Source organism: Streptomyces lunaelactis (assembly GCF_003054555.1).
In the GTDB taxonomy this organism is placed as follows: domain Bacteria; phylum Actinomycetota; class Actinomycetes; order Streptomycetales; family Streptomycetaceae; genus Streptomyces; species Streptomyces lunaelactis.
The window spans coordinates 7,010,069-7,034,569 of record NZ_CP026304.1 but is presented as its reverse complement, the minus strand read 5'-3'; the positions used below and the strand labels follow the sequence as shown (position 1 = coordinate 7,034,569).

The following is a 24,501-nucleotide window of genomic DNA, read 5'->3' as shown; positions in this document are numbered from 1 at the left end:
ACTCCGGTAAGTAGAAGAGGGGCACAGCGGGAGGAGCCGTCGACGTCGTCGCGGGCCGGTGCCTCACACTGCTGACTCACACGGCTGGGGAGGTATACCCGGTGGACGAGGCCACCGGAAGCAGGGTGGGCCGTTTGGCCTGGCGGCCGTCACCGGAGGAGCGGCCGCGCAGGCGACGGCCGAGCCAGGGGCCGAGGAAGGTGCCGGCCCAACGCAGTTCGGCGCCCACGACCCGCAGGGCCGAAGCCCGGGCCCCGTCGACTGGCAGGGGCCGGGTCCAGCTGTCGTCGCTGTCAGGCAGGCCGAGCGACTGGGCGACGGCGGCCGCGATGCGGGCGTGCCCTAGCGGGCCGGCATGCAACCGGTCGGCACTCCACAACCGCGGATCGGTCGCCACCGGGTGCGCGGCCGTCTCCGCCACCACCACGTCGTAGCGCCCGGCGGCCTCCCGGATGCGCTCGTTGAGCGCAAGCACCCTGCGCCCGACCGGGCGGGCCAACGGCGTGATGCGCCCCACGTCGGGAAACATGAGCGTCGCGACCGTGGCACCCTGCGCGGTGAGAGCGGCGAACATCGCCTCCAGGTGGCCGACCACCTCGTCGAGATCGACGCTCGGACGCAGCACGTCATTGACCCCGGCCACCACGGTGGCCAGGTCAGGCCGCATCGCCAGAGCCGGGGCGAGCTGCTCGGCACGCACCTGACCGGCCTTACGACCGCGCACGGCGAGGTTGGCATAGCGCAGGCCGGGACTGTGACGGGCGACCTGCTCGGCGAGCCGGTCCGCCCATCCCCGCAGACCACGGACATCGTCGCCGTCCCCGAGACCCTCTGTCTGACTGTCGCCCAGGGCGACGTAGCGCAGATACGCACTGCCTGACACGGCCCGACCGCCTTCCGTCAACGCTGCTGGTGGCAGTGGCCACCGACCACTGATCGACAACTACGCACCTATGTGCATTGTTGACTATAAAGATAGCGTTGGGTCGAGCGCCCGGCAAAATCGATGAGGCGGACCACCCGGAGTCGCCCCTGTTCCCGTGCAGCTACCTGGGACGCAGCTGCAGGATGGAAGGTGGCGAAGGAGCAGTCGGCGACCGCGCAGGTATCCCCGGGCTCTGTATGCCCAATCGGGACAGCGGTCGCTGTGAACTGTTCCAGGTCGGGCCGCCCGATGTAGATCCAGCGGGTGTGGTGGGCCGTGCAGAGCCCCCGGGAGTGCGCGCCGCGCGGGCAGCTGGACACCTAGCACAGTGATGAGGAGCCGAAGACCGGGTCGTCAACGGGGAAGACGATCTCGTCACCGCGGAACTCGGGCCGGGTCGCCGCCAGCAGCTTCTCCCGCAACCCCCGGGGCGCCCCCGTTGTCCCCAACCCATGGTTCTGCTGGGCGTGTTCGCCGGTCACCAGGTCACCTCGTTCCCGGTGAACCAGCCTGCGGCTTCCATGGCCTTGCGGGCATCGGCGGCGGTGAGGTGGCCGTAGACCGACAGCGTCACAGTCACCGAGCTGTGCCCGAGCAGCAGGGACACGGTCTCGATCGGGATGCCGTCGCGGAGCATCCGGGTGGCTGCCGAATGCCGGCACCAGTGCGGGTCGAAGTCGAGTCCGGTGCGGCGCCGTATCCGTTTCACAAGGCCGTAGACCGCCGGGTAGGAAAGAGCCTGGCCGCGCGGTTCGGCGAAGAGGTTCACGAACACGTAGTCGGAGTCGAGGTCGCCGTACTCGCTGTGCATGTAGTCGCCGTAGAGGCGGATCAGCGAGGCGCTGACGGGGATGGACCGGCGCCGCTGGGACTTGCTGCGGGCCCGGTTGGCGTTCAGCCGGGGAACGACGGTGACCTCCGACTTCGCGGCGGCGATGTCCTCGTGCCGCAGCCCCAGAGCCTCGCCGATCCGGATGCCGGTGTCGTAGAGCAGGGCGAACAGGAACCGGTCCCGCAGGCGGGTGCAGGCGTCCAGGATCGCCTGGACCTCGCCAGCGGCCAGGACCCGGGGCAGTTTCTTCGGCGCCTTCAGCACGATGGCCCGCCCGGCATGCGGCGTGCCCTTGGTGATGTGGTGCAGGAACGGCTTCCAGCCGCCCCGCCCGCCGGTCTGCCAGGTGGTCAGCAGCTCACCGATATCCTCCCCGTGCCGGGACTGATGCTGATAGAAGGCGGAGACCGCGGCGAGCTTCCGGTTGACCGTGCTCGGCGAGACGTGCGACTCCACGCTCGGCAGGACGGTGACGCGCCCTGCGCGGGCCGCTGGCGGAAGCCGACTACGTCACAATCCAGTAGGACCGCTTCTCGATCAGCTTCCCGTCCTTGAAACAGAAGCGGAAGACGTGATCCCTGCCCTGGTCGTCCATGTCCTCCGTCGACATGAGGGAGAGGCACTCCGCGCCCGTCGGCTTACCGGACCCCTTGTCGTCCAGGCCCTCGGTGAAGAACGAGTCCCCGTCCGGCAGTTTGTCCCGCACCTCTGCCTCGGCGTCGCCGGCCTTCACCGAGTTGTAGACCGACGGTTCGATCAGGTCCTTGCGGGCCTCGTCCACCAGCATGGCGAGCCCCACGAAAGCCGCCGCCACAAGTCCCACTGTGATCAACAGTGAGATGCCGCACCCGATCGCAATGCCCTTCGTGTGTTTGTGTCCCATTACGTTGTCGAATTCCTTCTGCCTCAGCGGCGGACCGGACCAGTCGATGACTGCTCCACCGTCGCCGAGCAGTGCCCGGGCGTTCTGCTCCCGAAAGTTGTCCCCCGCATCGACGAGGGTCTCCTCGGGCCGCCCGGACCCCAACTGCTGGTCCCGCGCGTGGGGCCCCTGAGGCCCGTACGGCAGTACGCCCGCAACGCGGAACCCGCCGCCCGCCGCCGGCTCACGGAGAGCCGTCCGCGGCGAGGCGGTAGCCGACGCCCCGGACGGTGTGGATGAGCGGCGGCTCGCCCAGCTTGCGGCGGAGCTGGGAGATGAGGACGTCCAGGACGTTCGACTGTGGCTCGGCCATCTCGTCCCAGCAGCTCTCCAGCAACTCCGAGCGGGAAACGGCCTGATCGGCGCGTGTGGCTAGCATTTCCAGGACCGCGAACTCCCGGCTCGTCAGGGTGAGCAGCACACCGGCGCGGTGCACGCGCCGGCGGGCGGTGTCGATCTCCAGCTCGCCGACCTGATGGACGGGCGGGCGGACGACCGCGGAGCGCCGGCACAGACTGCGTACCCGGGCGACCAGCTCCGGGACGGCGAACGGCTTGATCAGGTAGTCGTCACCGCCGCTCGCGAAGCCCTCGACCCGGTCGGCGACAGAGTCGCGGGCGGTGAGGAAGAGCACCGGGACCTCCCGGCCGCCCCGGCGCATCGTCTCCACGTAGGTGGCGGCGTCCCCGGACGGGAGCATCCGGTCGAAGACGGCGCAGTCGTACGCGGTGACGAACAGCGCCTCGTCGGCCTGCGGCAGGTCGGCGGCCGCGTCGACGGCGAGTCCGGCGGGCACGCAGTGCGGCGGCGATCCCGAATCGCAGATTGTCGTCGTCCTCGACCAACAGCACTCGCACGCCGCACACCCTAGCTTTGTACTTCGCACGTCACCGATTCGGGTCGCCGCAGGGGCGGTCATGATCGATCGATCTTCACGATCGGGTGACTCGCGAAGTACGGAACTAGCCTGCTGGAGGCCGCGTCCCGCGGCCAGATTCGAGACGATGCCGCGCAACGCGGGCTTGGTCAGGCCCTGAAAGACGCCGTTGAGGGCAGCCAGCGGCAGCAGGAACACCGGGTGCTGATGAGCCAGGAGCACGAACGCGACGCCGGCCTGGGTGAGGCCGGCGCCCAGGCTGGTAAGGAACAGGACGGTGTCGCGCCGGTAGTGGTCGGCGATACCGCCGCCGAGGAGAAGCGTCGCGACCATCGGGACCAACGCCGCAGTGGTGACGGCGGACAGCCAGGCCGCGCTTTCGGTGACCTCCAGGACACCGAAGGCCAGGGCGACAGGCGCCATGGCGCTGCCAGCCATGGAGATCGACTGGCCGACCAGGAACCACCGGAAGGCGGCGGAGCGGAGCGGCTGCCCGGAGGCGAGGCCGGTCGGATACCGGTACGCGTCGCTCAACGGGGTGCCGGATCACCTCCTTGCCCTGTGGGCGGGGCACACCAACGTCAAGACCACGAAGCGCTGGTATGTGAAACCGAACGTGGAGGACCTTCGTCCGGCGGCGGATACATGGGGAGGTCTGGCGAGCTCTCCCGACCCCCTCCCGTGAGAAATTGTGAGATGTGGGAGCGTGAGCGGGTGAGTGAGACGACGGATGAGACCCTGCAATACCGCCTTGACGGGCCAGAAGACGCACCGGTCCTGATCTTGGGACCCTCCCTCGGTACTACATGGCACAGGTCGTAGCGAGCGTCCCGAGGCGTCCAGCTGCTCCAGGGCAGGTGCTTAGTGCCAGGTCAGGGCTAACGGTCCGGGGGAGTCCGCACAGTTTGTGAGACCTGTGTGAGAGCGCGTGAGACGACGAACCCCCGCCGGTTTGCTCCGGCGGGGGTTCGAGCGCGGCGGGGTCACGACGGCGTGCAGTGTCCGGCGTGGCACCGTTGCACTCCGGCTCTCCGCTTTCGATTACGCGGAGCAACGACACGGTGACGACGCGTGTCCCACGGCCGATGCGTAGCACGCGGCACCGTCACGGGCGGCACGCCCGGTGGATCACTGCCGCTCACCTCCTCCCGCAGCAGGTGGCTCAGCGTCACATACGCGGTGTCCTCGCGGGAGCGGGGCTGCACGACGCTGAAGTGATCGCCGGGCAGGGCCGCGCAGTCGGGGAAGGCGCCCTGCGCGGACGCGCGCGGTACCACCCGGTCGCTCTCGGCCGCGAAGACGGAGAACGGGCCCGGGCAACCGCGCTCGCTGGCCGCCTCCGCGCCGACGACGTCGCGCAGGACGCTCACGACCTCACCACCCGCGCACTCACCAACTCCCAGAAAACCACCGAGGATTGATCCCCTACACCACCACAAGGGACACGATCGTTCCTCGCCGCCGCATGGAAAGCAGCGCGTCACACGGACCCTGGACCGATGACCACTGACGCCCCGGTCCGGCTCGCCGCACTGCCGAACCCCGGCTGACCAGTGGCAGCTTCTGCCGAAGACGTATGTTCTGAACGCGTGCGCACGTCGTCGGCAGAGCCCTGGCACGAGAGGGTCACGGACCGGTTTCCGGAGCACGCGGCAGGGTGAAGCCTTCCTTTACCATCACGTCGATGGCGGGAACGTAATAGCTCAGGTACGGCTCGTTCGCCGCTTTCATGTCGCCGTTTCCACCGCTGAGCGTTCCAATGGCTATCTCGGGATGGTTCTTGTCGTAGAGCGGTCCGCCGCTGTCTCCCCCGTGGGACTCGATGTCGGTGACGATGAGGTCACGCACGGAGGTTCCATCGTCGTAAGGGATCGTCTCGTCGGTCTTGGTGATCTTGCCGCACCTTTGCTCTCCGGTCTTCGCGCCGGACTTGCAGACCTCCCGACCGACATAGGGCAAGCCGACCCCGGAGAATCGATCCTTGGGGCCGGGTCCGCGATCGGTTTCCACAAAGCTCCAGTCGGTATCGCCGTCTCCGAGCCTTTGGGTCTTGCCGATCTCCCGGCGATCCTCATCAACCCAGACGTCATCCGTCTTGCAGTGTCCTGCGGTCAGGAATCCGTTGTCCTGCCCATCGGTGACGTGGATTCCGGCTGTGCAGAATCCTTGTATTTCCTTGTCGAAGTTCTCCCTTGGGATGATTTTGGCGCCGCGGGGGAGGGTCAGGTCCTCCGTGCTGGGCTGTGCTTCGTCGACTGGCTCCTGGTCATCCGTGCCGGGCGGTACTTCGCTAGACGGCTGCTGCCCCTCTCCGCCGGACTGCCCTTCTTCGGGCTGTTCTGCCGGGTCCGGTTGGGCTGTGTCGGTGCCTTCGGTGATCTGGAAATCCGGTTCCTCGTCGACCTCGTTCACCTGCGCGGCTTCAGAGTCCTCGGTGGGCTGCCAGTCTTCTGTTCCGGACTCCGCATCCCCAGACGGCTGCTCGGTGGTGCCCGGCTGTATGTCCTCCGTGCTGGTGGACTGTGCATCGCTAGGTTGTTCAACTGCCGACGCGCCGGAGACGAACAGCGCACCATACAGCAGCCCTCCCGCCGTGGCGGATGCCAGTCCTGGGCGGCCCTTCGCGGAAGGTTTTCTGTGTCTGCCCAAGGCGGAAGTCCTCCTGTGTTTGCCCATCGCGAAAGCCCTTCCTTCTGTCTGTGATTGGTTGACGCCACTATGGTCAAATCGCGGCCGAAGCCCCGTTACCCCGATCGCGCCCGCCCGCCCGCCACGGTCACGACCACTGGCCACGGGCGAGGGATGACCAATGCCCACGCCGAGCCGAGATGTGGCCCGTTGAGGGCTTCCGCGTACGGCTCACATGCACGGGCACTTCGTCGCTCGACCCACACACTCGGCAGGCGGCCTTTCCTGCCCAGCGACCCTAGAGAGCGCACCGGCAATCAGCTATCCGTAGCCCTGAAACACGGATACGTACGCGAGTGCGGAAGGCATGCCAGCTCCCGCACAACGTCCCCTGGAGTCGCCATGCCCGCGCCTCCCGTCGCGGTGGATGGCTCCGCTCCGTCGCTCGTCGACGTTTCGGGTCTGATCGTTCTGCTGCGGGCGACCCTGCCGATGGCGGCCAACTGTCTGCCGATCCTGGGGGTGGCCAAGGGGCTGGTTCCGCTCACGCTGACCGTTCCGTCGCTGTCGCTGCTCGCCTGTCCGCGGTCCGCAAAGCCCTGGACTAATTGCTGTCTCACGTTTCTCGCACGACCTCCGGCTCCTGGCGCCGTAGGAATCGGATCGTGAGCACGTAGCAGACCATCGACGTGCCGAGAAGTACGCCCGTGTCGGTCAGCCACTGACTGAGCGTGTGATCCCACAGAGGGTCAGTGGCCATTTTGTCCATCGGACCGAGCAGCTGTCCGAGATCGAGTGTCACGCTCTCCGCGGCGATAGCCCAGCGCGACGGCGCCAGCCAGGCCGCCTGTTCGGAGAAGACACGCCTTCACCACAGCCCTCACGATCCTGCTCGTCCTTGCCATGGCCGCCGCCTCAGTGGCCTACCGGCAACGCGAAACCGCACTCGCCGCCCAGCAACAGGGGCTGTCCAAGCAACTCGCCGCCCAGTCCGACGCGCTCATCGACACCAACCCCGACCTGGCTTCCCTACTGGCCGTCCACGCCTACCGGACCAGAGCCACCAACGAAGCCACCGCCAGCCTCTATGCGGCAGCAGAACTCCCCCTCCACCGCCGCCTCACCGGCCACAAGGACACCGTGTATTCGGTGGCGTTCAGCCCCGACGGGCACACTCTCGCCACCGCCGGCGACGACAGAACGGTGCGGCTGTGGGACACCAAGACCGGCCGCACCCGCACCATCCTCACCGGCCACACAGGCACCGTGTATTCGGTGGCGTTCAGCCCCGATGGCCACACCGTCGCCACCGCCAGCGAAGACGGCACGGTGCGGCTGTGGAATGCAGACATGCCTGACGAGACCGCAGCAATCAGAAGGATCTGCCAGGCCGTCGGCCGAGATCTCACCGCGAAAGAACGCTCCGAGTACCTCGCCGGACAGTCACCTGACCGCGTGTGCCTCACCTGACCTCCGCCTGAACGCGCAGATGGCATTCGACTTCTAAGAGCCGTACTTCCCCGACAACGCTCGGATCGACAGCTTCAATGGCCTGCTGTTCCGGCGGATACAGTAAGCAGCTCATGCCTGCATAAACGGCCTTGGGGACGTTGCGGCGCTGTGGCGGGCGCTGGAGGAGGTCGCGCCCCGGGCAGCGCTCTCCAGCGCGCCCGCCATGGTGGTGAGCCTGGTGGCGGAGGACGACAGCACGGCGGAGACCGCGTTGCGGGGTGCGCTGGCGCTGCGCTACAACACCGTCAAGCCGTTCCTGTCTCTGTTGGGCGAGCCGAAGGCGCTGGATGCGGCGACCGGCGGGATGCGCATCCTGACCGGGGTGAAGCGGCTCCCGGCGCTCTCCCGGCGGAAGGTGTCGGAGAAGCCGCTGCTGCCGCGCGAGGTCGACGAGAAGCTGGTGCCGCCGCACTGGCGCAAGGCGGTGTACGCGAACGCGGACCTGCCGGAGGGCGCGGTGGACCGCGACGCCAGCGGAGATGCAGCGATCGATGTGTCGCACGAGCTGGCGATGGCCACGCTCCATCTGCTCGCCGCCAGGAAGCAGCTGCGTCGGGCCGAGTCCTGCCGTTCGACCTCTGACCTGGTCAAGCTGTGTGACCAGGTTCAGGGGCCGGTCAGTGAGATCCGCGCGCTCCGACGAACACGGCGGCCTTGCTCGCGGCGAGCTCCTTGAAGCTGCGGATCACCAGGTGCTCGGCGCGCGGGTCCATCGCGGACGTCGCCTCATCCAGCATCAGCATGGCAGCCTCCCTGTAGAACGCTCTGGCTACCGCGATTCTCTGCCACTGCCCGCCGGACAGGTCGGTGCCGCCCCAGTTCGAGCTGGCGACCAGGGTGTCGAGGCCGTGGGGGACCTTCGCGATGACGCTGTCCGCGCCGGCCGCCTTCGCCGCGTCCACCAGTTGGGCGTCGTCTTCGGTGCGGGGCTGGCCGAGGTGGATGTTGGCGCGCAAGTCCATGGACCAGCGGGTGTAGTCCTGCGGCACCAGGCCGACGCGGGCCCACACGCTGTGCGGATCCGGCCTCGCTGAGATCGATCAGACGGTGTTCACGCGTCGTTCCGCATCGGGGGCGGGTTCCCGAGCCGCCCGCCCCCGGGCAGGAAGCGGCGGTCTACGCGTCAAGCTCCACATCGGTGATCGGGTACGCGACGCAGGAGTGGGTGTAGCCGAAGCGGGCGTCGGACATGCGGAGCTTGGCCTCCTCGGCAGTGTGCAGAGTGCCCTTGAGGACGCGGACGCGGCACAGGCTGCACTCGCCGGAGCGGCAGGCGGCCTCGGGACGGATGCCCTCGTCCTCCAGGGCGTCCAGGAGCGGGCGGTCCCTGCGGGTGCGGAAGGTGCGTCCGGCGGCGGTGACGGTGACTTCACCGTCGGGGGCCGCGTCGGCGGGCCAGTGCGCCTGGCGGGTGGGATCGGCGGGAGCGCCGTTCGCCTCGAAGCGGATACGACGACGGGGGTGTCCGAGGTCGAGGAGCTGCTGGAGGGCGTACGGGTAGAGGGCCTGCGGGCCGCACACGTAGACCGTGCGGGCGTTCAACGGTCCGGCGAGCGTCTTGATGAGGGACGAGGTCAGGAAACCGGTGGGGCCGGCCCAGCCGGGGCCGGGCTCGGCGATGACGTGGTCGATGCAGATGTTCGGGTGGTGGTCTGCGGCGAGGGCGTCGAGTTCGTCGCGGAAGATGACGTCGTCGTCGGTGCGGGAGCCGTAGACGAGGTGGAGGCGGCGGTTGAGTCCGTGGTCGACGATGTCGCGGATCATGCTCATCGCCGGGACGACGCCGGAGCCGCCGGCGAGGAAGACGACGTCGTCGCCGTGGAAGAGCGGGTTGTGGTGGAAGGTGCCCATGGGGCCGGTCGTGGTGAGGGTGTCGCCCGGCGTCACGGTGTCGATCAGGTGGTTGCTGATCCGGCCGCCGGGGACCCGGCGGATCGTCAGGTCCCAGTGGTCCAGGCGTGCGGGGCTGGAGGACAAGGCGTAGGGGCGGTTGGTGCCGTCCGCGAACACGCCCACGTACTGGCCGGCCAGGAAGGGCGGCAGGTCCGCTCCGTCGGGGCGACGCAGTCGGAAGGTCTTCGTGGTGGCGGTCTCCGTGATGACCTCGGTGACCGTGAGGGTGAGCCGCCTGGGGTGGTACGTGTCCACCGTGCGGCGGACCTCGGAGAGGTGGTCCGTGGTGTCGGCGGGGCGGCTGTCGATGTCGGCCTGGACGGCGTCGTGGCCGTCGAAGAGCGGGGCGAGCGGGTGTTTCACGGGTTCTCCCTGTCGGGTCGGGCGGTCAGGCGGCCTTGGTGCGCAGCAGGCGCCGGGCGACGCGGTGGCCGGCTTCGAGGGTGGGCTGGAAGCCGCCGGGGCCGACCCAGGCGCCCGCCAGGTGCAGGCCGGGTACGTGCGTCTCTCGTTCGCTGTCGCGGAACAGCCAGCTCTCGGCGCGGTCCTGGTCGTAGCCGTAGATCGCGCCGCCGGGGTGGCCGAGGTAGCGGGCGACGGTCAGCGGGGTGGCGACGTCGACCTCCTCGATGGCATCGCGGATACCGGGCATGGCCCTCTCGGCCAGGTCGAGCAGGGTTTCGGCGTAGGCGAACTTGGTGCGCGCGTACTCAGCGGGCGGGACCTTCTCCCAGACGTCGCCGTACTGCAGCGTCAGCAGGCTGACGTGGCTCGCGCCCGACGGGGCGAAACCGATCGGGGCGACGTCGTAGGAGGAGACGCAGATGCCGCGGGCGGGCTCCAGCGAGCGCCAGACGGCGTAGGTGCGGTCGTCGTCCAGGTCCACGCCGACGAAGGTGGTGCTGGTGGTGAAGCCCAGGTCGGCGGGGGTGGCGTCGAGGCCCATGTGCAGGGCGAAGGCCGAGACGCCGACGCGCCTGGTGGCCAGGTCGTCGCGTACGGCCGTCGGGACGGCGTCGTCGCCGAGCATCGCGTAGGTGACGGGGAGCGAGGCGTTGGAGACCACATCGCGGGCGGACACCTCCTGGCCATCGTCGAGTCGGACGCCCACCGCACGGCCACGCTCGGTCAGGATCGCCTCGACCGCCGTGTTGAAGCGGACCTGGCCACCCGCCGCGACGAAGGAGTCCAGCAGCGCGCTCGACATGGCCTGCGAGCCGCCCCTGATGTGCCAGGGCTTGAACTCGATGTAGCCATAGAGCATGAGCGCCATCTCCTGGAACGCGAGCCGGGAGGGCGGCTGGCCGATGTACGGCCAGTACGTGCCGAGGACCGACTTGAGGCCGGGATCGTCGAAGTGCTCGTCCAGGACGTCCTTCAGCGGGCGCAGCGCCTGACGGAAGAGCACGGGGTCGATGTCGGCAGCCGGTGTCCTGCGCAGGGCGGCGATGTACCAGAACGTCACGTCCCGCACGAGCGCGAAGAACCGTTCGACGCGGGCGCGGTTGCCGGGGAAGGCGTCCTCCAGCGCGGCCACGGCGCCGGACCAGTCGGCGGGCAGGGTCACGTCGTACTGACCGGGCACCACGGCGCGGTACAGGTCGTGCTCCTGGACGAACTCCAGCGAGTCGGCGACACCCAGCCGGTCGAACAGCGAGCGCAGCGTGTACTGCTGGCCCTCCATGCCGACGCCGGACAGCTGGTGCAGCGCCGTCTCGAACTCGAAGCGGCCGCGTCGGAAGGAAGTCGCGCAACCGCCGGGGATGTTGTGGCGCTCCACCAGGAGGGTGCGCAGTCCGGCGCGTTGCAGGGTGGCGGCGGCGGTCAGTCCGGCGTTGCCCGCGCCGATGACCACCGCGTCGAAGTCGGTCGTCGCGGTCACTGTTCAGCGGCCTCTCGTGCGATCTGCTCGAACTGGGCGCCCATGGCCTCGGACAGCGCCTGGGCGGCCGAGAGCGGGCGCACCATCACCGTGAACTCGTCGATCCTGCCGTCCTCGTCGAAGTGCAGGAAGTCGCAGCCCTGGAGCTTCTTGCCGGCGACGGTGGCGGTGAAGACGAAGGCGTGGTCGCCTCCGTCCGGGTTGGCGATCTCACGGATGTACGTGAAGTCCTCGAAGACGCGGGACACGCCACGCAGGATCGCGGCGGTGATCGCCTTGCCTGGGTACGGCTTGAAGGCGACCGGGCTGGTGAAGACGACGTCGTCGGCCAGCAGGGCGGCCACGCCGTCCATGTCGCCGCTCTCGACGGCCTTGCGGAACGGGTGCATGAGCCACCTCTCATACTCAACAAATTGAATAGGTGAAGTGGAGAGTAGAGGGGAAAAGATGCCTTGTCCATGGGATGGAGGCGAACTATCAGTCACCTCGTTGACTAGTCACAGCAGTGTTAGCGTGTGGCCCATGGCTTTGCGGAACGCGGTGATGGCCGCACTGTTGGAGGGCGAGGCGTCCGGGTACGACCTCGCGAAGGGGTTCGACGCGACGGTCGCCAACTTCTGGATGTCGACGCCCCAGCAGCTCTACCGGGAGCTGGAGCGCATGGAAGCCGAAGGACTGGTCACGGCCCGCGTCGTCGAGCAGGAGCGCCGCCCCAACAAGCGACTGTTCTCCCTGACGGAGGCCGGGCGCGAGGCCGTATACGCCTACACCGCAGAGCCGTTGGGCAAACCGGCCGTGATCCGCGACGAACTGCTGGTCAAGGTGCAGTGCCTGGACGCGGGCGACATCGAGGCGGTCCGGAAATCCATCACCGAGCGCATGGAGTGGGCCACCGCCAAGCTCGCCCGCTACGAGAAGCTCCGGCAGCGCCTGCTCGACGGGCGCTCGGAGGAGGTGTACTTCGCCGAGGCCGAGCGCATCGGCCCGTACCTCACCCTGGTGCGCGGGATGTCGTTCGAACGGGAGAACCTCCAGTGGGGGGACATGGCGCTCCGCAGGCTCGATCAGCGTGCGGCCGTTCCCCGAGCCAACGGCTAGCTCAACGGCCAACCCGCCTGACGCGATTAATCAACAAAGGGGGTACGAGGAGGGGCTGCCACGGACCAGCCGAGCCCCTCGCCGAGACCCCACGCCCTGTCCGCTAGCAACCACCCGCCGGTCTATGCGTGAGCGGGCACCGGCTCCGGCTCTTCGTCGGCAGGGATGCGGTGCAGGCCCTTCCGGTCGTAGAACCGGGTCACGCCGAAGCCGAAGAGGCAAGCGACCGCCAGGCCCACGCCCAGCATCACCCAGCCCCGGGTCAGACCGGCGTCACCCTGGGCGTCGTAGTAGAGGATCGAGCGGACGGCGCCGGTGATCTGGCGCAGGGGCTCGAACTCGCCGAGGACGCGGTAGAAGTCGGGCAGCGCCTGAAGGGGCACCGTGGCGCCGGACGTCGGGACCGCCATGGCGATGTAGAAGACCGTGATGAACAGCATCCCGGGCGTACCGAACACGGCGAGCAGGCCGAGCGCGCCGATGCCGACGACCGCGATGGTGCACACCGAGAACAGCCACAGCAGGGGCAGATGAGAGGCGTCCATGCCCATGATGCACACCGCACCGGCCAGGACGAGACTGCCCATGAGGAGGGACAGGCCGATCATGACAGCACTACATCTTCAGAAATCTCCTAGGCCGTGCCTGACCGTCACTTCCCAAGAACACACTGCGCCGGCGGCCCATGGTCGCCGGCGCAGTGTGTTCACGGCGCCTTGACCTCATCATCCGCGACCTCATCCGCGTCCAGCAGCCTGCGGGCCGCCTCCCGCGCCTGACCGGCGGGCGCGCTGCTCCCAGAGATGGCGGCGGTCGTGATCGCCCCCTCCATGAGCAGGAAGAGGGGCTCCGGCAACCAGGCGGCGTGGCCCTCCGCGTCCACCAGCCCCGCGAGATACCGCTTCAGCGCATCGGCGTGATCGCGGGCGGCGCTCGCGACGCCCTCCGATGTGGCGCCCAGCTCCCCGAACGAGTTGACGAAGGCACAGCCCCGGAAGTCGGGCTCCTCGAACCACGACTCCAGCCAGTCGAAGACCGCGAGGATCCGGTTCTCCTCGGCGGGCCGGGCATCCACATAGCCCGCCAGCGACGCGCGCCAGCGCACATCACGTCGGCGCAAATAGGCCTCCACCAGGCGCTCCTTGGACGGGAAGAGCTGATAGAGGCGCTTGAGGGACACCCCCGACTCGTTCCGGATCGCGTCCATGCCGACCGCCTGCAGCCCCCGCCCGTACAGGAGCTTCTCGGCCGCGTCGAGGACGCGCATCTCCGGCACTGCTTCCATCCCAGCCCTCGCCTCGGGTACGCCTTGCGTGAGAATCACCGTTCTCCTACGCTACGGCACACCGGGGAGAACGCACGTTCTCGCCATCGCGAACTCGCCATCACGAAGGGGAGAGTCATGTCCACCCAGGACCCCGCCCACAGGCCCAGGCCTCCATTCCCGCCGTTCACCGCCGAGACCGCCCTGCAGAAGGTCAGGGCGGCCGAGGACGCTTGGAACAGCCGGGACCCCGAGCGCGTCGCCCTCGGCTATACCGAGGACTCGGAGTGGCGCAACCGCGATGTGTTCCTCAGCGGGCGCGCGGAGATCGTCGACTTCCTGCGCGGCAAGTGGGAGTACGAGCTGGACTACCGCCTGCGCAAGGAGCTGTGGGCCTTCACCGACAACCGCATCGCGGTCCGCTTCGAGTACGAGTGGCGCAACGACGAGGACAGGTGGTTCCGCAGCTACGGCAACGAGAACTGGGAGTTCGACGAGCACGGCCTGATGCGGCGCCGGTACGCGAGCATCAACGACTTCCCCATCGCACCGGACGAACGCCGCATCGCCATCTGAGACCGCCTCAGCCCGGCACCGGCACCGGCACCGCCGCGAGCCGCCCGTCCGACATCGTCACCGTGCGGTCCGTCCGCTCCAGGTGCGCCCAGTCGTGGGTGACCAGCACCGTCGCCGTGGACCGCTCGCGCGTCAGGGTCACCAGCAAGTCCAGGACCGCCGCGCCCCGTTCATGGTCGAGCGCGCTCGTCGGCTCGTCGACGAGCAGCACCGCGGGCTCGTTCATCAGCGCGCGGGCGATGTTCACTCGCTGGCGCTGGCCGCCCGACAGTTGGTGGGGACGGCGGCCGGCCTCGCGGGTCAAACCGACCGCTTCGAGCAGCTCGAGCGCACGAGCCCTGGCCTGTCGGGCTGCCCTGCCCGAGAGATGCGTCATCACCTGAAGCTGCTCGGCCGCGGTCAGCGAGGGCAGCAGATTGGGCTGCTGGAAGACGATGCCGATGTGCTCCCGGCGCAGGGCGGCCCTCGCCGCGGGGGTCAGCCCGCCCGTGTCCGTACCGTCGACGACGACCCGGCCGCGGTCCGGGGTCACGAGCGTCGCGGCGACGGCGAGCAGGCTGGACTTGCCCGATCCGGACGGGCCGACCACCGCGGCGAGCGAGCCCGCGGGCACATCGAGGGAGACCCGGTCGAGCGCGGTGAGCCGTCCTACGCCGTCCGGGTAGGTGAGCGTGAGGTCGTCGAGTACGAGCTTCGCCGAGGTCATCGGGCGCTCCCGAGGGCGGTGAGGGGGTCGACGGCGGTGATCCGCCTGATGGACAGACCGGCGCCGACCGCGCCCAGCGCGATCATCACGGCAGCGGGCACCAGCACGGTCGGCGGATCCAGTACGAACGGCACGTCCCCGCCACTGATCAGCGCGCCGACGCCGACCGCCACGCCGGTGCCGAGCAGCGTCCCCGCGGCCAGCATCACCACCGCCTGCCCGAGCGCGTCGCGCAGGAGATACGGAGTGGAGGCACCGAGCGCCTTCAGTACCGCGACATCGCCGCTGCGCTGGATCGTCCACACGGTGAAGAAGGCCCCTATGACCAGCGCGGAGATGACGAAGAGGAAGCCGCGCATCAGCTGCAGCGAGCCGTTCTCCGCCTGGTACGAGCCGATCGCGGTCAGCGCTTGGTCCACGGTGAGCGTATTCGTACCGATGGCCTTGTCGCCCGCCGCGAGATCCGCCCCGCCGTCCGTCGTCAGCGCGATAACAGTGGCCTGTTCCTCCGGGGTGGTGCCGCTGTGCCCGATGCGCTGCCAGTCGTCGAGGGCCGTCCACACCACCGGCGTGTGGCTGTACGAGGCGTCGCCCGCGACGGCAGCCACGGTCTCCTCCAGGCTCCCGATCCGTACCGAGTCGCCCGCCGCGAGCCCCAGATCCTCGGCCGCCTGCTCGGACAGCACGACGCGGCCGGGCGTCACGGCCTCCGGCGCGAGGCCGGAGTCCGGCTCGACACCGAAGGACGACACCGCGGCCGTACGGTCCCCGGCGCCGGCGTTGAGCGTGCGGATCCCCAGCGGATGGGCTCCGGTGACCCCCGGCCGCCCGGCCCACGCGCGCCAATCGCCCTCCTTCACCGTGGAGTTGGCGAAGGAGACGGACCGGCCGCCGGGCGGGGCCGCGAAGACGAGGTGGTCGGCGGGCAGCCCGGTGACGGCCGAGGTGTTCTCCCGGGCAAGCCCGGCGGTCAGCCCGGACAGCAGCCCCACAAGCAGGGTGATCAGCACGACGACCGTGCCCATGAGCGCGAACCGCCCCTTGGCGAACCGTAGATCTCTCCATGCGACGAACATGCCTCCCAGCGTGGTGCGCGCGGCCCGCGCAGACATCGCGCGGCAGTGCGTCCACACATCAACCTTTTGATTGACGGCGCTCCCACGGACCCCGCTTACGCTGGACGGACCATGGATTCCCGCCCCCTCACTCCCGTACCGCGCGTGCTGGGCCTGTGCCTGCACGCCCTGCTGGCCGGGCTGCTGGCACTCGCCGCGGTACGGGCCGTGGCGGACGGCGCCCCGCATGCGTACGCCGTCGTGGCGGCCGCCGCGCTGACGGTCGCCGTGTACGCCGCGGGCGTGCTCAGCCCCGCCGTACACCGCTCCCCGCGTGCCGCCGCGCTCTGGCTCGCGGCCCTCGGCGCGTGCTGGCCGGCGCTGCTCGCCCTCTCCCCCGACGGCCTGTGGGCGGCCTTCCCGCTCTACTTCCTGCAGCTGCATCTGCTGCCGGTGCGCTGGGGGCTGCCCGCCGTCGCCGCGACCGCTGCCGCCGCCATCGGGAGTTTCCTGCTGCACGGGCAGACGGTCAGCCCCGGGACCTTCATCGGGCCGCTGCTCGGCGCGGCCGTCGCCGTGGCCACCGTGCTCGGCTACCAGGCGCTGTACCGCGAGAGCGAGAGCCGGCGCGAGCTCATCGAGGAACTGGTCTCCACGCGCGCGGACCTCGCCGACGCGGAGCACCAGGCCGGTGTGCTCGCCGAGCGGGAACGGCTCGCGCGGGAGATCCACGACACTCTCGCCCAGGGCCTGTCCAGCATCCAACTGCTGCTGCGCGCCGCCGAACGGACCCTGCCCGACGACGCCCCGGCCGCCGCCCATGTCCGCCGGGCCCGGCAGGCCGCCCAGGACAATCTGGCGGAGGCCCGCCGTTTCGTACGGGAGCTGTCGCCGCCCGACCTGGAACGCGGCTCGCTGACCGCGGCGCTGGAGCGGTTGTGCGCAACGGCTCCGGGGCCCGCGGTGCGGTTCGGGATCAGCGGAACCCCGTTCGAGCTGCCCACCCCGTACGAAGTGACCCTGCTGCGGATCGCGCAGTCCGCACTCGCGAACACGGTCCGGCACGCGGACGCCCGCCGAGCCGAGATCACCCTCAGCTATATGGACACCTCGGTGGCGCTGGACGTCGTGGACGACGGCTCGGGCTTCGACGCGCCGCGCGCCCAGGGCGGCTTCGGACTGTCCGCGATGCGCTCCCGGGCCGACGCCCTGGGCGGCACGCTGAGCGTCGAGTCGGCACCGGGGCAGGGCACGGCGGTGGCGATCACGCTGCCGCTGCCTCTGTCCTTGCCGTCGAGGAGCGCCGTATGAGTACGCCGATACCGCTGCCGCCGATACGGCTGCTGCTCGCCGACGACCATCCCGTCGTACGGGCCGGTCTGCGGGCCGTCCTGGACACCGAGGCGGACTTCGCCGTCGTGGCGGAGGCGGCGACCGCCGAACGGGCCGTGGAACTGGCCGCGTCCGAGGCCGTCGACGTGGTGCTGATGGACCTTCAGTTCGGCCCCGAGGGGATGCACGGCTCGGAGGCGACGGCGTCGATCACCGCCCTGCCGGACGCGCCCCGCGTGCTCGTCCTCACGACGTACGACACGGACGCGGACATCCTGGCGGCGGTGGAGGCGGGAGCGGCCGGATATCTGCTCAAGGACGCCCCGCCGGAGGAACTGTCCACGGCGGTCCGCACGGCGGCGTCCGGCCGCTCGGCACTCGCCCCGGCGGTCGCGCACCGGCTGATGGACCGGATACGGACGCCTGCGGCGGCGCTGACGAAGCGGGAGCTGGAGGTGCTGCAACTGGTGGGCGACGGCCTGTCCAATCTGCAGATCAGCAAGGAGCTGTTCCTCAGCCAGGCGACGGTGAAGTCCCATCTGGTGCACGTCTACGCGAAGTTGGGCGCGGACTCGCGCACGTCGGCGCTGGCAGCGGCGAGGTCGCGCCGCCTGATCCGCGGCTGAGACCGGTGCCCTGGGGTGCGCTGCCGCCAGGCCCGGCGCCTCCGGTACCGACGAGGCTCGCGTTGGGGCTCCACCCCAGCCCCCGTGCCTCAAACGCCGGCGAGGCTGAATTGTGCCCGGCGAGGCTGGACTCCCCTTTGGCGGGCTGGACTTCTCGCCCGCAGGGCGGAAAATCTCAGCCGGTCCGGCGATTGAGGACACGGCCGAAGGCCGTACGGGGTCCGGGGCTTGCCCCAGTTGTGGGAAGGGGCGGGTAGGGGAACAGCCACCCCCGCTCACACCTGACGTCGCGGCGGCACCTCACCGAACAGGTCCACCGCGTCCCGTACCCCCATCAGCGCCGGCCCCAGCGCGCTCACCGACCCGATCGCCCCCGCGATCAGCAGTAACGAGCGCCGCATCCGCGGGATTTCGGGGTCACCCGCCGCTACCATGGCCGCCAGCACCGCCAGTTCGTCCTCCGCGATGCCGCGGTCGGGGAACTCGGCCGGATGCCCCGCGAGTTGGCGGCGGAGCCGGGAGACGGCGGCTCTCAGCGCCGTCTCCCTCGGGTCCTCGCCGCTCCCTGTCACCCGCGTCTGCCCAACGCTCCGCAACAAAGCCTTCCCCCTCGCACGCCCTTGGGTTCGACGACCGTCAGCGGTCAGTCAGACACTGAGGGTCGCGGGAAAGCTACGCCATCCGGTGCGGTACGCGCCACTCCGCGGACGGAATTCAGTAGGAGGGCTGAACGGAGTCGATCGCACCGCGCCAGACCGTCACATCGACGGTGATGTAGTGGCTGGGATCCGATTCGGGCGCCCTGCCCTGGTAGGTCACCAGGCCGACGTTCCCCGTCTCGCTCAGCACGCAGAACTTCGCGCCCTTCGACAGGTTCTTGATAGTGAGCAAGGGGGCGAACCGTGTCTCGCTCTTGCACGTCGCCAGGTCGGCCTGCTGATCCGTGCGCAGCAGCACGATCTTGCTGTTCTTGGCAGCGATGTTGCCGATGTAGTACTCGTGCTCGAAGTCCACGGCGTCGCTGCTCTCAGCCGAAATCGGCTTGACCGGCTCGTCTCCGAGGTTGATGCCGTAGTCGTCCGTGACGTTGAGGCCGTTGTACGTCTTGGGCGTCGGGTCCTTGACCGGTTCGCCGGGCTTGGAGGACTTGTCGCCGCCCGGGCTGTCGGTGGCGCCGCCCCCGCTCGCGTCCGGCGTGCTGCCGGGGTTGTCCTGGCCCTGGGACTGGTTTCCCTTGTCCTTGTCCTTGCCCGACAGATAGATGCCGCCGCCGACGAGCCCGCCGAGCGCCACCACCGCGATGACGACGCCGATGGCGGCGCTTCGGCTGTTCTTCTTGGGCGCGCCGGGCGGGCGGGGCCCCGAGACCATTTGGTACGGCTGCGGCGGGTACGGCTGCGGGGGCCGCACGTGCTGGGGTGCCGTCTGCCCGTACGGAGTGGCATGCGCCTGCGGGTAGCCGTAGGTCGGGTTCTGGGGCGGCGGGCCGAAGCCGGGCGGCGGGGTCGCCGGGGCGGAGGCCACGGTGGGCGGCGTAACCGGAGCGGGCGACTGCAGCTGGGCCTGGCCGGCGGTCTGCGTCGGCTCGTAATGCGGCGGCTGCTGCCCCGGAGGCTGGACGGGCGCCTGAGTAGCCGCCTGCGTCGGCGGGTGAGCCGGAGGCTGCACCGGAGCCGGGGCCTGACCGGCCGGCGGGGTCACCGGCGGCGCGGGGGCCGCCTTGCGCGTGGTGATCTCCGCGGCGACGGCGCCCGGCAGCCACTCCTCGGGACGGCGCAGCACCGTTTCCCCATTGGCGGACTGGCAGATGGCGAGGAGGTCGGCGACCGAAGGCCGGGCCTCGGGGTCCTTGGCCAGGCAGCGGGTCACCAACTCCCGCAGCTGCTCGGGCAGTCCGGTGAGGTCCGGCTCCTCGTGCACGATCCGGTAGAGCACGCCGTGCGAAGTGCCTTCACCGAAGGCCGCCTTGCCGGTCGACGCGTACGCCGCGATCTGGCCGAGCGCGAAGATGTCGGTCGCCGCGGTGACCGTGCTGCCGGCCGCCTGCTCGGGGGCCATGAAGGACGGCGTGCCGATGGTGACGCCGCTGCTGGTGAGCGACGTGGCGTCGGCGGCGCGGGCAATGCCGAAGTCGATGACGCGCGGCCCGTCCGATGCGAGCAGCACGTTGGCCGGCTTGAGGTCGCGGTGGACGATGCCCGCGCCATGGATGACGTGCAGCGCCTCGGCGATCCCGGCGACCAGCAGCAGCACGGTGTCCACCGGCAGCTTGCCGTGCTGGATGACGGCGTCGGCGAGCGAGGGCCCCGGGACGTAAGCGGTGGCGAGCCAGGGCTGCTTGGCCTCGACATCGGCGTCTATGACCGGCGCGGTGTACAGGCCCTGCACGCGCTGTGCGGCCTGCACCTCCTGCGCGAAGCGGCGGCGGAATTCGGCGTCCTGGGCGAAGTCGGGCCTGATCACCTTGATGGCGATGGGGCGGCCGCCGGGCGTGTACGACAGGTACACCTTGCCCATGCCGCCGGCGCCGAGCCTGGCGGCCAGCCGGTATCCGGCGACGTGCTGCGGATCCTCTTCGCCCAGCGGCTGGAAGACCGTTCCATCGTGTGCGCGCCCACTCATCGACTCTCGTCCCCCATGGCGAACTTCAGTATCGGAGGTGCACCTTATCCAAGCTCACGCCTCACTCTCCAGGTCGGACGACCCTCGTACCCCAGGCGGTTGCAGAGCCTCGCGGACGGACCACGATTTGCGCAGCGCTTCGCCCGGATTTGAGGTAAGGAGTCCTTATGACGCACCTGGCACAACCGCCGAAGGAACCGATCGTCGCCGGACTGCTGCTCGCGGCGGGCGGCGGGCGTCGACTCGGCGGACGCCCGAAGGCGCTGCTGACGCACCGGGGCCGCCCGCTGGTCGAGCACGCGGTGCGGGTGCTGCGCGAGGGCGGCTGCGACCCGGTGCATGTGGTGCTCGGAGCGGCGTCAGACCGGGTACGGAAGGAGGCCGAGCTCTCCGGCTGCGTACTGGTCGACAACCCGGAGTGGGAGGAGGGCATGGGCTCCTCGCTGCGCGCGGGTCTGGAGTCCCTGGCCGCGACGACGGCGGACGCGGCGCTCGTCTCTCTCGTGGACCAGCCGGGCATCGGCGCAGCGGCGGTGGCCCGGATCCGCGCCGCGTACCGCTCCCCCGATTCGCTCGCGGCCGCGGCGTACGGAGGTGAGCGCGGGCATCCCGTCCTGTTCGGCGCGCACCACTGGACAGACATCGCGGCGAGCGCGGTCGGCGACCGCGGGGCGCGCGCTTTTCTCAAGGAGCACGAGTCCTCGCTCGCGCTGATCGAGTGCGGCGACATCGCCGAGGCGTACGACATCGACACGGCGGAGGATCTGGCGCACCTTGAGTGAACGGCGTGGCACTCAGCGCCATGGTCTGTCGAGCCAGAGAATCTCGATATCAACAAACCATTGAACTTCCACCATGAGGAAACTACTATCCACTGGTCAGAAGCGCCCGACTCCACAGAAGCGCCCGCGACCGCACCTCGGCTCTTGCGGCACCGAGTGCCGTATCTGAACGCCCGGCGGCCGCAAGGCACCGCCCGCTGAAGGAAGTGACAGCTCATGTCCGCACCAGCGCCGTCCCCGCTGGCCATCGTCGAAGCCGAGCCCCTGCCCCGGCAGGAAGAGGTCCTCACCGACGCGGCCCTCGCCTTCGTGGCCGAGCTGCACCGGCGGTTCACACCGCGGCGCGACGAGCTGCTCGCCCGCCGCGGTGAGCGCCGTGCCGAGATCGCCCGCACCTCCACGCTGGACTTCCTCCCGGAGACTGCCGCGATCCGCGCGGACGACTCCTGGAAGGTCGCCCCGGCCCCCGCGGCCCTGAACGACCGCCGCGTGGAGATCACCGGACCCACCGACCGCAAGATGACCATCAACGCGCTGAACTCGGGCGCGAAGGTCTGGCTCGCAGACTTCGAGGACGCTTCCGCCCCCACCTGGGAGAACGTCGTCCTTGGCCAGCTCAGTCTGATCGACGCCTATGAGCGCCGGATCGACTTCACCGACCCCCGCTCCGGCAAGTCGTACGCCCTCAAGGCCGCCGACGAGCTCGCGACAGTCGTCATGCGCCCGCGCGGCTGGCACCTGCAGGAGCGCCACCTGCAGCTCGACGGCAGCCCGGTGCCGGGTGCGCTGGTCGACTTCGGCCTGTACTTCTTCCACAACGCCAAGCGCCTCATCGAGCTCGGCAAGGGCCCGTACTTCTACCTCCCGAAGACGGAATCCCACCTGGAAGCCCGTCTCTGGAACGACATCTTCGTGTTCGCCCAGGAGTACGTCGGCATCCCGCAGGGCACCGTCCGCGCGACCGTGCTGATCGAGACGATCACCGCGGCGTACGAGATGGAGGAGATCCTCTACGAGCTCCGCGACCACGCGTCCGGCCTGAACGCGGGCCGCTGGGACTACCTCTTCTCGATCGTCAAGAACTTCCGTGACGGCGGCGAGAAGTTCGTGCTCCCGGACCGCAACGCGGTGACGATGACCGCCCCCTTCATGCGGGCGTACACCGAACTCCTCGTCCGCACCTGCCACAAGCGCGGCGCCCACGCCATCGGCGGCATGGCGGCCTTCATCCCCTCCCGCCGCGACGCCGAGGTCAACAAGGTCGCCTTCGAGAAGGTCAAGGCCGACAAGGACCGCGAGGCGGCGGACGGCTTCGACGGCTCGTGGGTCGCCCACCCGGACCTGGTCCCGATCGCGATGGCGTCGTTCGACGCGGTGCTGGGTTCCAGGCCCAACCAGAAGGACCGCCTGCGCGAGGACGTCTCGGTGGCACCCGGCGACCTGATCGCCATCGACTCGCTGGACGCCAAGCCCACGTACGAGGGCCTGCGCAACGCCGTCCAGGTCGGCACCCGCTACATCGAGGCGTGGCTGCGCGGCCTCGGCGCGGTCGCGATCTTCAACCTGATGGAGGACGCGGCGACGGCGGAGATCTCCCGCTCCCAGATCTGGCAGTGGATCAACGCGGGCGTCGTCTTCGAGAACGGCGAACTGGCCACCCCGGAGCTGACGCGCAAGGTCGCGGCGGAGGAACTGGCGGCGATCCGCGCGGAGGTGGGCGAGGAGGCCTTCACGTCCGGCAAGTGGCAGCAGGCCCACGATCTGCTGCTGCACGTCTCCCTCGACGCCGACTACGCGGACTTCCTGACGCTGCCGGCGTACGAGCAGCTGGTCGGCTGACCGCACAGCAGCCGCCCAGCCCGTTCCAGCCGACGCCCCCGTACCGCACAGCACCGGGGGCGTCGCGCTGTCGCGAACTGCGCACGCGCTGAGGTCTGTTACGACGGGCAGGCGTTCAACAAACCGTTTCAGCCGCGGTTTTGCGCGATGCGGCCGCGCTGGCGTCAGCGCTCTAGCGGACCACCACCGTGCGCTGTGCCGAGAAGTCGCCCCACTTCCCGTCCGGCAGCTTCGCCCGGAGCTTCACGCTGTAGCGGGTGCCCGGCTTGTCCGTGATCATGATGGTGTACGCCGCCGTCCCGGCGGGCGGCGCCGCTCCCCAGACGATGGTCGTGGCCAACTTCCCGTTCAGGAACAGCTGATGCTCCTTGACCGGGCCGCCCGTCCGGGGCGGGGTCCAGCTCAGGTCGACGTTCCCCTTGCGCGCGGTCGCCTTCAGGTCGGTGGGCGCGGTGCTCGGCGCGTCGTTGCCCGGTGCCGAAGCCGTAGTGAGGTCAACGGAGTTACTGTCGGGCGAGGAGTTCTCGGCGGCATCCCGGGCCCGCACGGTGAAGGTATAGACGGTGCCGGGCCGCAGGCCGGTGACACGTGCCGTGGTCTCGGTGCCGCTGACGCTGTGGATGCGGGAGTCCTCCTGGTAGATGTCGTACGAGGTGATCCCGATGTTGTCGGCCGCCTTCCCCCAGCCGAGGGTGACCGCCCGGCCTCCGTCGACCTTGCCCCGCAGCTCGGCCGGCCGCGCGGGCGCCTGCTTGTCCTCCGGTGTGGGGGCCGGGGTGGTGACGGCTGTCGCGGGGCTGGGCTTGGAGAGATTCCCGGCGGCATCCCGCGCCCGCACCGTGAAGCTGTACGCGGTCTTCGGGCTCAGCCGGTCGATATCGACCATGCTCTTCGTGGCGGGCACCGCCTTGACCTTGGCGCCCTTCTGGAACACCTCGTAGCCGGTGACCGCCTTGTTGTCGGTGGCCTGGTCCCACATGACGTGGACGGATGTGGCGCTACCCGCTTGCGCGGTCACACCGGCGGGTGTCGTGGGGCTCTCGGTGTCCTTGTCGTCGCCACCGCAGGCGGTGAGGAGTAGGGCGGCGGCGCAGGCCAACGCAGCGAGTGTGGGGGGACGTTGCACGGTC

Annotated in this window: 24 protein-coding genes and 4 pseudogenes; 8 read left to right on the top strand and 20 right to left on the bottom strand. The window is 69.7% G+C overall.

Translation table 11 applies throughout. From position 1 onward, the window contains the following. Nucleotides 1-76: 76 nt before the first annotated feature. The 9 genes and pseudogenes from SLUN_RS32165 to SLUN_RS32125 all read right to left on the bottom strand — a co-directional run bounded on the left by SLUN_RS32165 (nt 77) and on the right by SLUN_RS32125 (nt 6,944). Nucleotides 77-883: an SGNH/GDSL hydrolase family protein gene (locus tag SLUN_RS32165; protein ID WP_108153447.1), complete on the bottom strand. Its 807-nt coding sequence runs from the start codon at nt 881-883 to the stop codon at nt 77-79. 362 nt (nt 884-1,245) lie between these two features. Continuing rightward, complete coding sequence (locus SLUN_RS39675) at nt 1,246-1,407, bottom strand: hypothetical protein (RefSeq protein WP_159100372.1); 162 nt, start codon at nt 1,405-1,407, stop codon at nt 1,246-1,248. After that, nucleotides 1,404-2,213, bottom strand: a complete 810-nt coding sequence (locus SLUN_RS32160; protein WP_257153836.1) for a tyrosine-type recombinase/integrase — start codon at nt 2,211-2,213, stop codon at nt 1,404-1,406. The genes SLUN_RS39675 and SLUN_RS32160 overlap by 4 nt, the downstream gene beginning before the upstream one ends. 49 nt (nt 2,214-2,262) lie before the next feature. Then, nucleotides 2,263-2,571, bottom strand: a complete 309-nt coding sequence (locus SLUN_RS39670) for a hypothetical protein (RefSeq protein WP_159100371.1) — start codon at nt 2,569-2,571, stop codon at nt 2,263-2,265. Nucleotides 2,572-2,863: 292 nt separating this feature from the next. Beyond that, a pseudogene (locus SLUN_RS32150) lies at nt 2,864-3,530 on the bottom strand (winged helix-turn-helix domain-containing protein). A 125-nt stretch (nt 3,531-3,655) separates the two neighbouring features. Continuing rightward, nucleotides 3,656-4,090 (bottom strand): annotated as a pseudogene (locus SLUN_RS32145) (MFS transporter); the annotation flags it as partial. Between the two features lie 449 nt (nt 4,091-4,539). Next, a complete protein-coding gene (locus SLUN_RS40155; RefSeq protein ID WP_170146526.1) occupies nt 4,540-4,926 on the bottom strand; it encodes a hypothetical protein in 387 nt (128 codons plus the stop codon). Between the two features lie 256 nt (nt 4,927-5,182). Then, nucleotides 5,183-6,205 (bottom strand): S1 family peptidase, encoded by a 1,023-nt coding sequence (locus tag SLUN_RS32130; protein WP_159100369.1) that lies wholly within the window; start codon nt 6,203-6,205, stop codon nt 5,183-5,185. A 595-nt stretch (nt 6,206-6,800) separates the two neighbouring features. Beyond that, entirely contained in the window at nt 6,801-6,944 is a 144-nt protein-coding gene (locus SLUN_RS32125) for a hypothetical protein (RefSeq protein WP_159100368.1), read from the bottom strand. Nucleotides 6,945-7,087: 143 nt separating this feature from the next. On the opposite strand from SLUN_RS32125, the gene SLUN_RS32120 reads away from it, so the two are divergent. Continuing rightward, the gene (locus tag SLUN_RS32120; protein ID WP_108153441.1) at nt 7,088-7,654 is read left to right on the top strand and encodes a WD40 repeat domain-containing protein; all 567 of its coding nucleotides are present in this window, start codon (nt 7,088-7,090) and stop codon (nt 7,652-7,654) included. Between the two features lie 136 nt (nt 7,655-7,790). Next, nucleotides 7,791-8,168 (top strand): annotated as a pseudogene (locus SLUN_RS42450) (Tn3 family transposase); the annotation flags it as partial. Nucleotides 8,169-8,313: 145 nt separating this feature from the next. On the opposite strand, the gene SLUN_RS32110 reads toward SLUN_RS42450, so the two are convergent. From SLUN_RS32110 to SLUN_RS32095, 4 genes are all read right to left on the bottom strand, one after another. Beyond that, nucleotides 8,314-8,706, bottom strand: coding sequence for an ATP-binding cassette domain-containing protein (locus SLUN_RS32110; RefSeq protein ID WP_306610724.1), 393 nt, complete (start codon nt 8,704-8,706; stop codon nt 8,314-8,316). Nucleotides 8,707-8,812: 106 nt separating this feature from the next. Beyond that, nucleotides 8,813-9,952, bottom strand: a complete 1,140-nt coding sequence (locus SLUN_RS32105; protein ID WP_108153440.1) for a 2Fe-2S iron-sulfur cluster-binding protein — start codon at nt 9,950-9,952, stop codon at nt 8,813-8,815. Between the two features lie 25 nt (nt 9,953-9,977). Then, complete coding sequence (locus tag SLUN_RS32100) at nt 9,978-11,471, bottom strand: phytoene desaturase family protein (protein WP_108153439.1); 1,494 nt, start codon at nt 11,469-11,471, stop codon at nt 9,978-9,980. Further along, the gene (locus tag SLUN_RS32095) at nt 11,468-11,860 is read right to left on the bottom strand and encodes a nuclear transport factor 2 family protein (protein ID WP_108153438.1); all 393 of its coding nucleotides are present in this window, start codon (nt 11,858-11,860) and stop codon (nt 11,468-11,470) included. The genes SLUN_RS32100 and SLUN_RS32095 overlap by 4 nt, the downstream gene beginning before the upstream one ends. Before the next feature lie 133 nt (nt 11,861-11,993). Between SLUN_RS32095 and SLUN_RS32090 the strand changes: the two genes are divergently transcribed. Continuing rightward, entirely contained in the window at nt 11,994-12,569 is a 576-nt protein-coding gene (locus tag SLUN_RS32090; RefSeq protein ID WP_108153437.1) for a PadR family transcriptional regulator, read from the top strand. 122 nt (nt 12,570-12,691) lie between these two features. On the opposite strand, the pseudogene SLUN_RS32085 reads toward SLUN_RS32090, so the two are convergent. Both SLUN_RS32085 and SLUN_RS32080 read right to left on the bottom strand, forming a co-directional pair. Next, nucleotides 12,692-13,186 (bottom strand): annotated as a pseudogene (locus SLUN_RS32085) (DUF3533 domain-containing protein); the annotation flags it as partial. An 89-nt stretch (nt 13,187-13,275) separates the two neighbouring features. Next, nucleotides 13,276-13,854 carry a TetR/AcrR family transcriptional regulator gene (locus SLUN_RS32080; protein ID WP_108153435.1) on the bottom strand — a complete coding sequence of 193 codons (579 nt, stop codon included), beginning with the start codon at nt 13,852-13,854 and terminating at the stop codon, nt 13,276-13,278. A gap of 117 nt (nt 13,855-13,971) precedes the next feature. Here SLUN_RS32080 and SLUN_RS32075 point away from each other — a divergent pair, with 117 nt between their 5' ends. Next, on the top strand, nt 13,972-14,409 hold the full coding sequence (locus tag SLUN_RS32075; RefSeq protein ID WP_108153434.1) for a nuclear transport factor 2 family protein: 438 nt from the start codon (nt 13,972-13,974) through the stop codon (nt 14,407-14,409). 7 nt (nt 14,410-14,416) lie between these two features. On the opposite strand, the gene SLUN_RS32070 is transcribed toward SLUN_RS32075, so the two are convergent. Both SLUN_RS32070 and SLUN_RS32065 read right to left on the bottom strand, forming a co-directional pair. Then, nucleotides 14,417-15,115 carry an ABC transporter ATP-binding protein gene (locus tag SLUN_RS32070; protein ID WP_108153433.1) on the bottom strand — a complete coding sequence of 233 codons (699 nt, stop codon included), beginning with the start codon at nt 15,113-15,115 and terminating at the stop codon, nt 14,417-14,419. Beyond that, on the bottom strand, nt 15,112-16,191 hold the full coding sequence (locus SLUN_RS32065) for an ABC transporter permease (RefSeq protein WP_108153432.1): 1,080 nt from the start codon (nt 16,189-16,191) through the stop codon (nt 15,112-15,114). The genes SLUN_RS32070 and SLUN_RS32065 overlap by 4 nt, the downstream gene beginning before the upstream one ends. 111 nt (nt 16,192-16,302) lie before the next feature. On the opposite strand from SLUN_RS32065, the gene SLUN_RS32060 reads away from it, so the two are divergent. Beyond that, nucleotides 16,303-17,481: a sensor histidine kinase gene (locus tag SLUN_RS32060; RefSeq protein WP_108153431.1), complete on the top strand. Its 1,179-nt coding sequence runs from the start codon at nt 16,303-16,305 to the stop codon at nt 17,479-17,481. Continuing rightward, nucleotides 17,478-18,128, top strand: a complete 651-nt coding sequence (locus SLUN_RS32055) for a response regulator (RefSeq protein ID WP_108153430.1) — start codon at nt 17,478-17,480, stop codon at nt 18,126-18,128. Before SLUN_RS32060 ends, SLUN_RS32055 begins: the two co-directional genes overlap by 4 nt. A gap of 275 nt (nt 18,129-18,403) precedes the next feature. On the opposite strand, the gene SLUN_RS32050 is transcribed toward SLUN_RS32055, so the two are convergent. Then, the gene (locus tag SLUN_RS32050) at nt 18,404-18,727 is read right to left on the bottom strand and encodes a DUF5955 family protein (protein ID WP_108153429.1); all 324 of its coding nucleotides are present in this window, start codon (nt 18,725-18,727) and stop codon (nt 18,404-18,406) included. A gap of 115 nt (nt 18,728-18,842) precedes the next feature. Further along, complete coding sequence (locus tag SLUN_RS32045) at nt 18,843-20,750, bottom strand: serine/threonine-protein kinase (protein WP_108153428.1); 1,908 nt, start codon at nt 20,748-20,750, stop codon at nt 18,843-18,845. 167 nt (nt 20,751-20,917) lie between these two features. On the opposite strand from SLUN_RS32045, the gene SLUN_RS32040 reads away from it, so the two are divergent. Then, nucleotides 20,918-21,532 (top strand): nucleotidyltransferase family protein, encoded by a 615-nt coding sequence (locus tag SLUN_RS32040; RefSeq protein ID WP_175313112.1) that lies wholly within the window; start codon nt 20,918-20,920, stop codon nt 21,530-21,532. A 216-nt stretch (nt 21,533-21,748) separates the two neighbouring features. Continuing rightward, nucleotides 21,749-23,371, top strand: coding sequence for a malate synthase A (gene aceB, locus SLUN_RS32035; protein WP_108153427.1), 1,623 nt, complete (start codon nt 21,749-21,751; stop codon nt 23,369-23,371). A 172-nt stretch (nt 23,372-23,543) separates the two neighbouring features. On the opposite strand, the gene SLUN_RS32030 is transcribed toward aceB, so the two are convergent. Continuing rightward, nucleotides 23,544-24,497 (bottom strand): fibronectin type III domain-containing protein, encoded by a 954-nt coding sequence (locus tag SLUN_RS32030; protein WP_108153426.1) that lies wholly within the window; start codon nt 24,495-24,497, stop codon nt 23,544-23,546. Nucleotides 24,498-24,501: the final 4 nt, after the last annotated feature.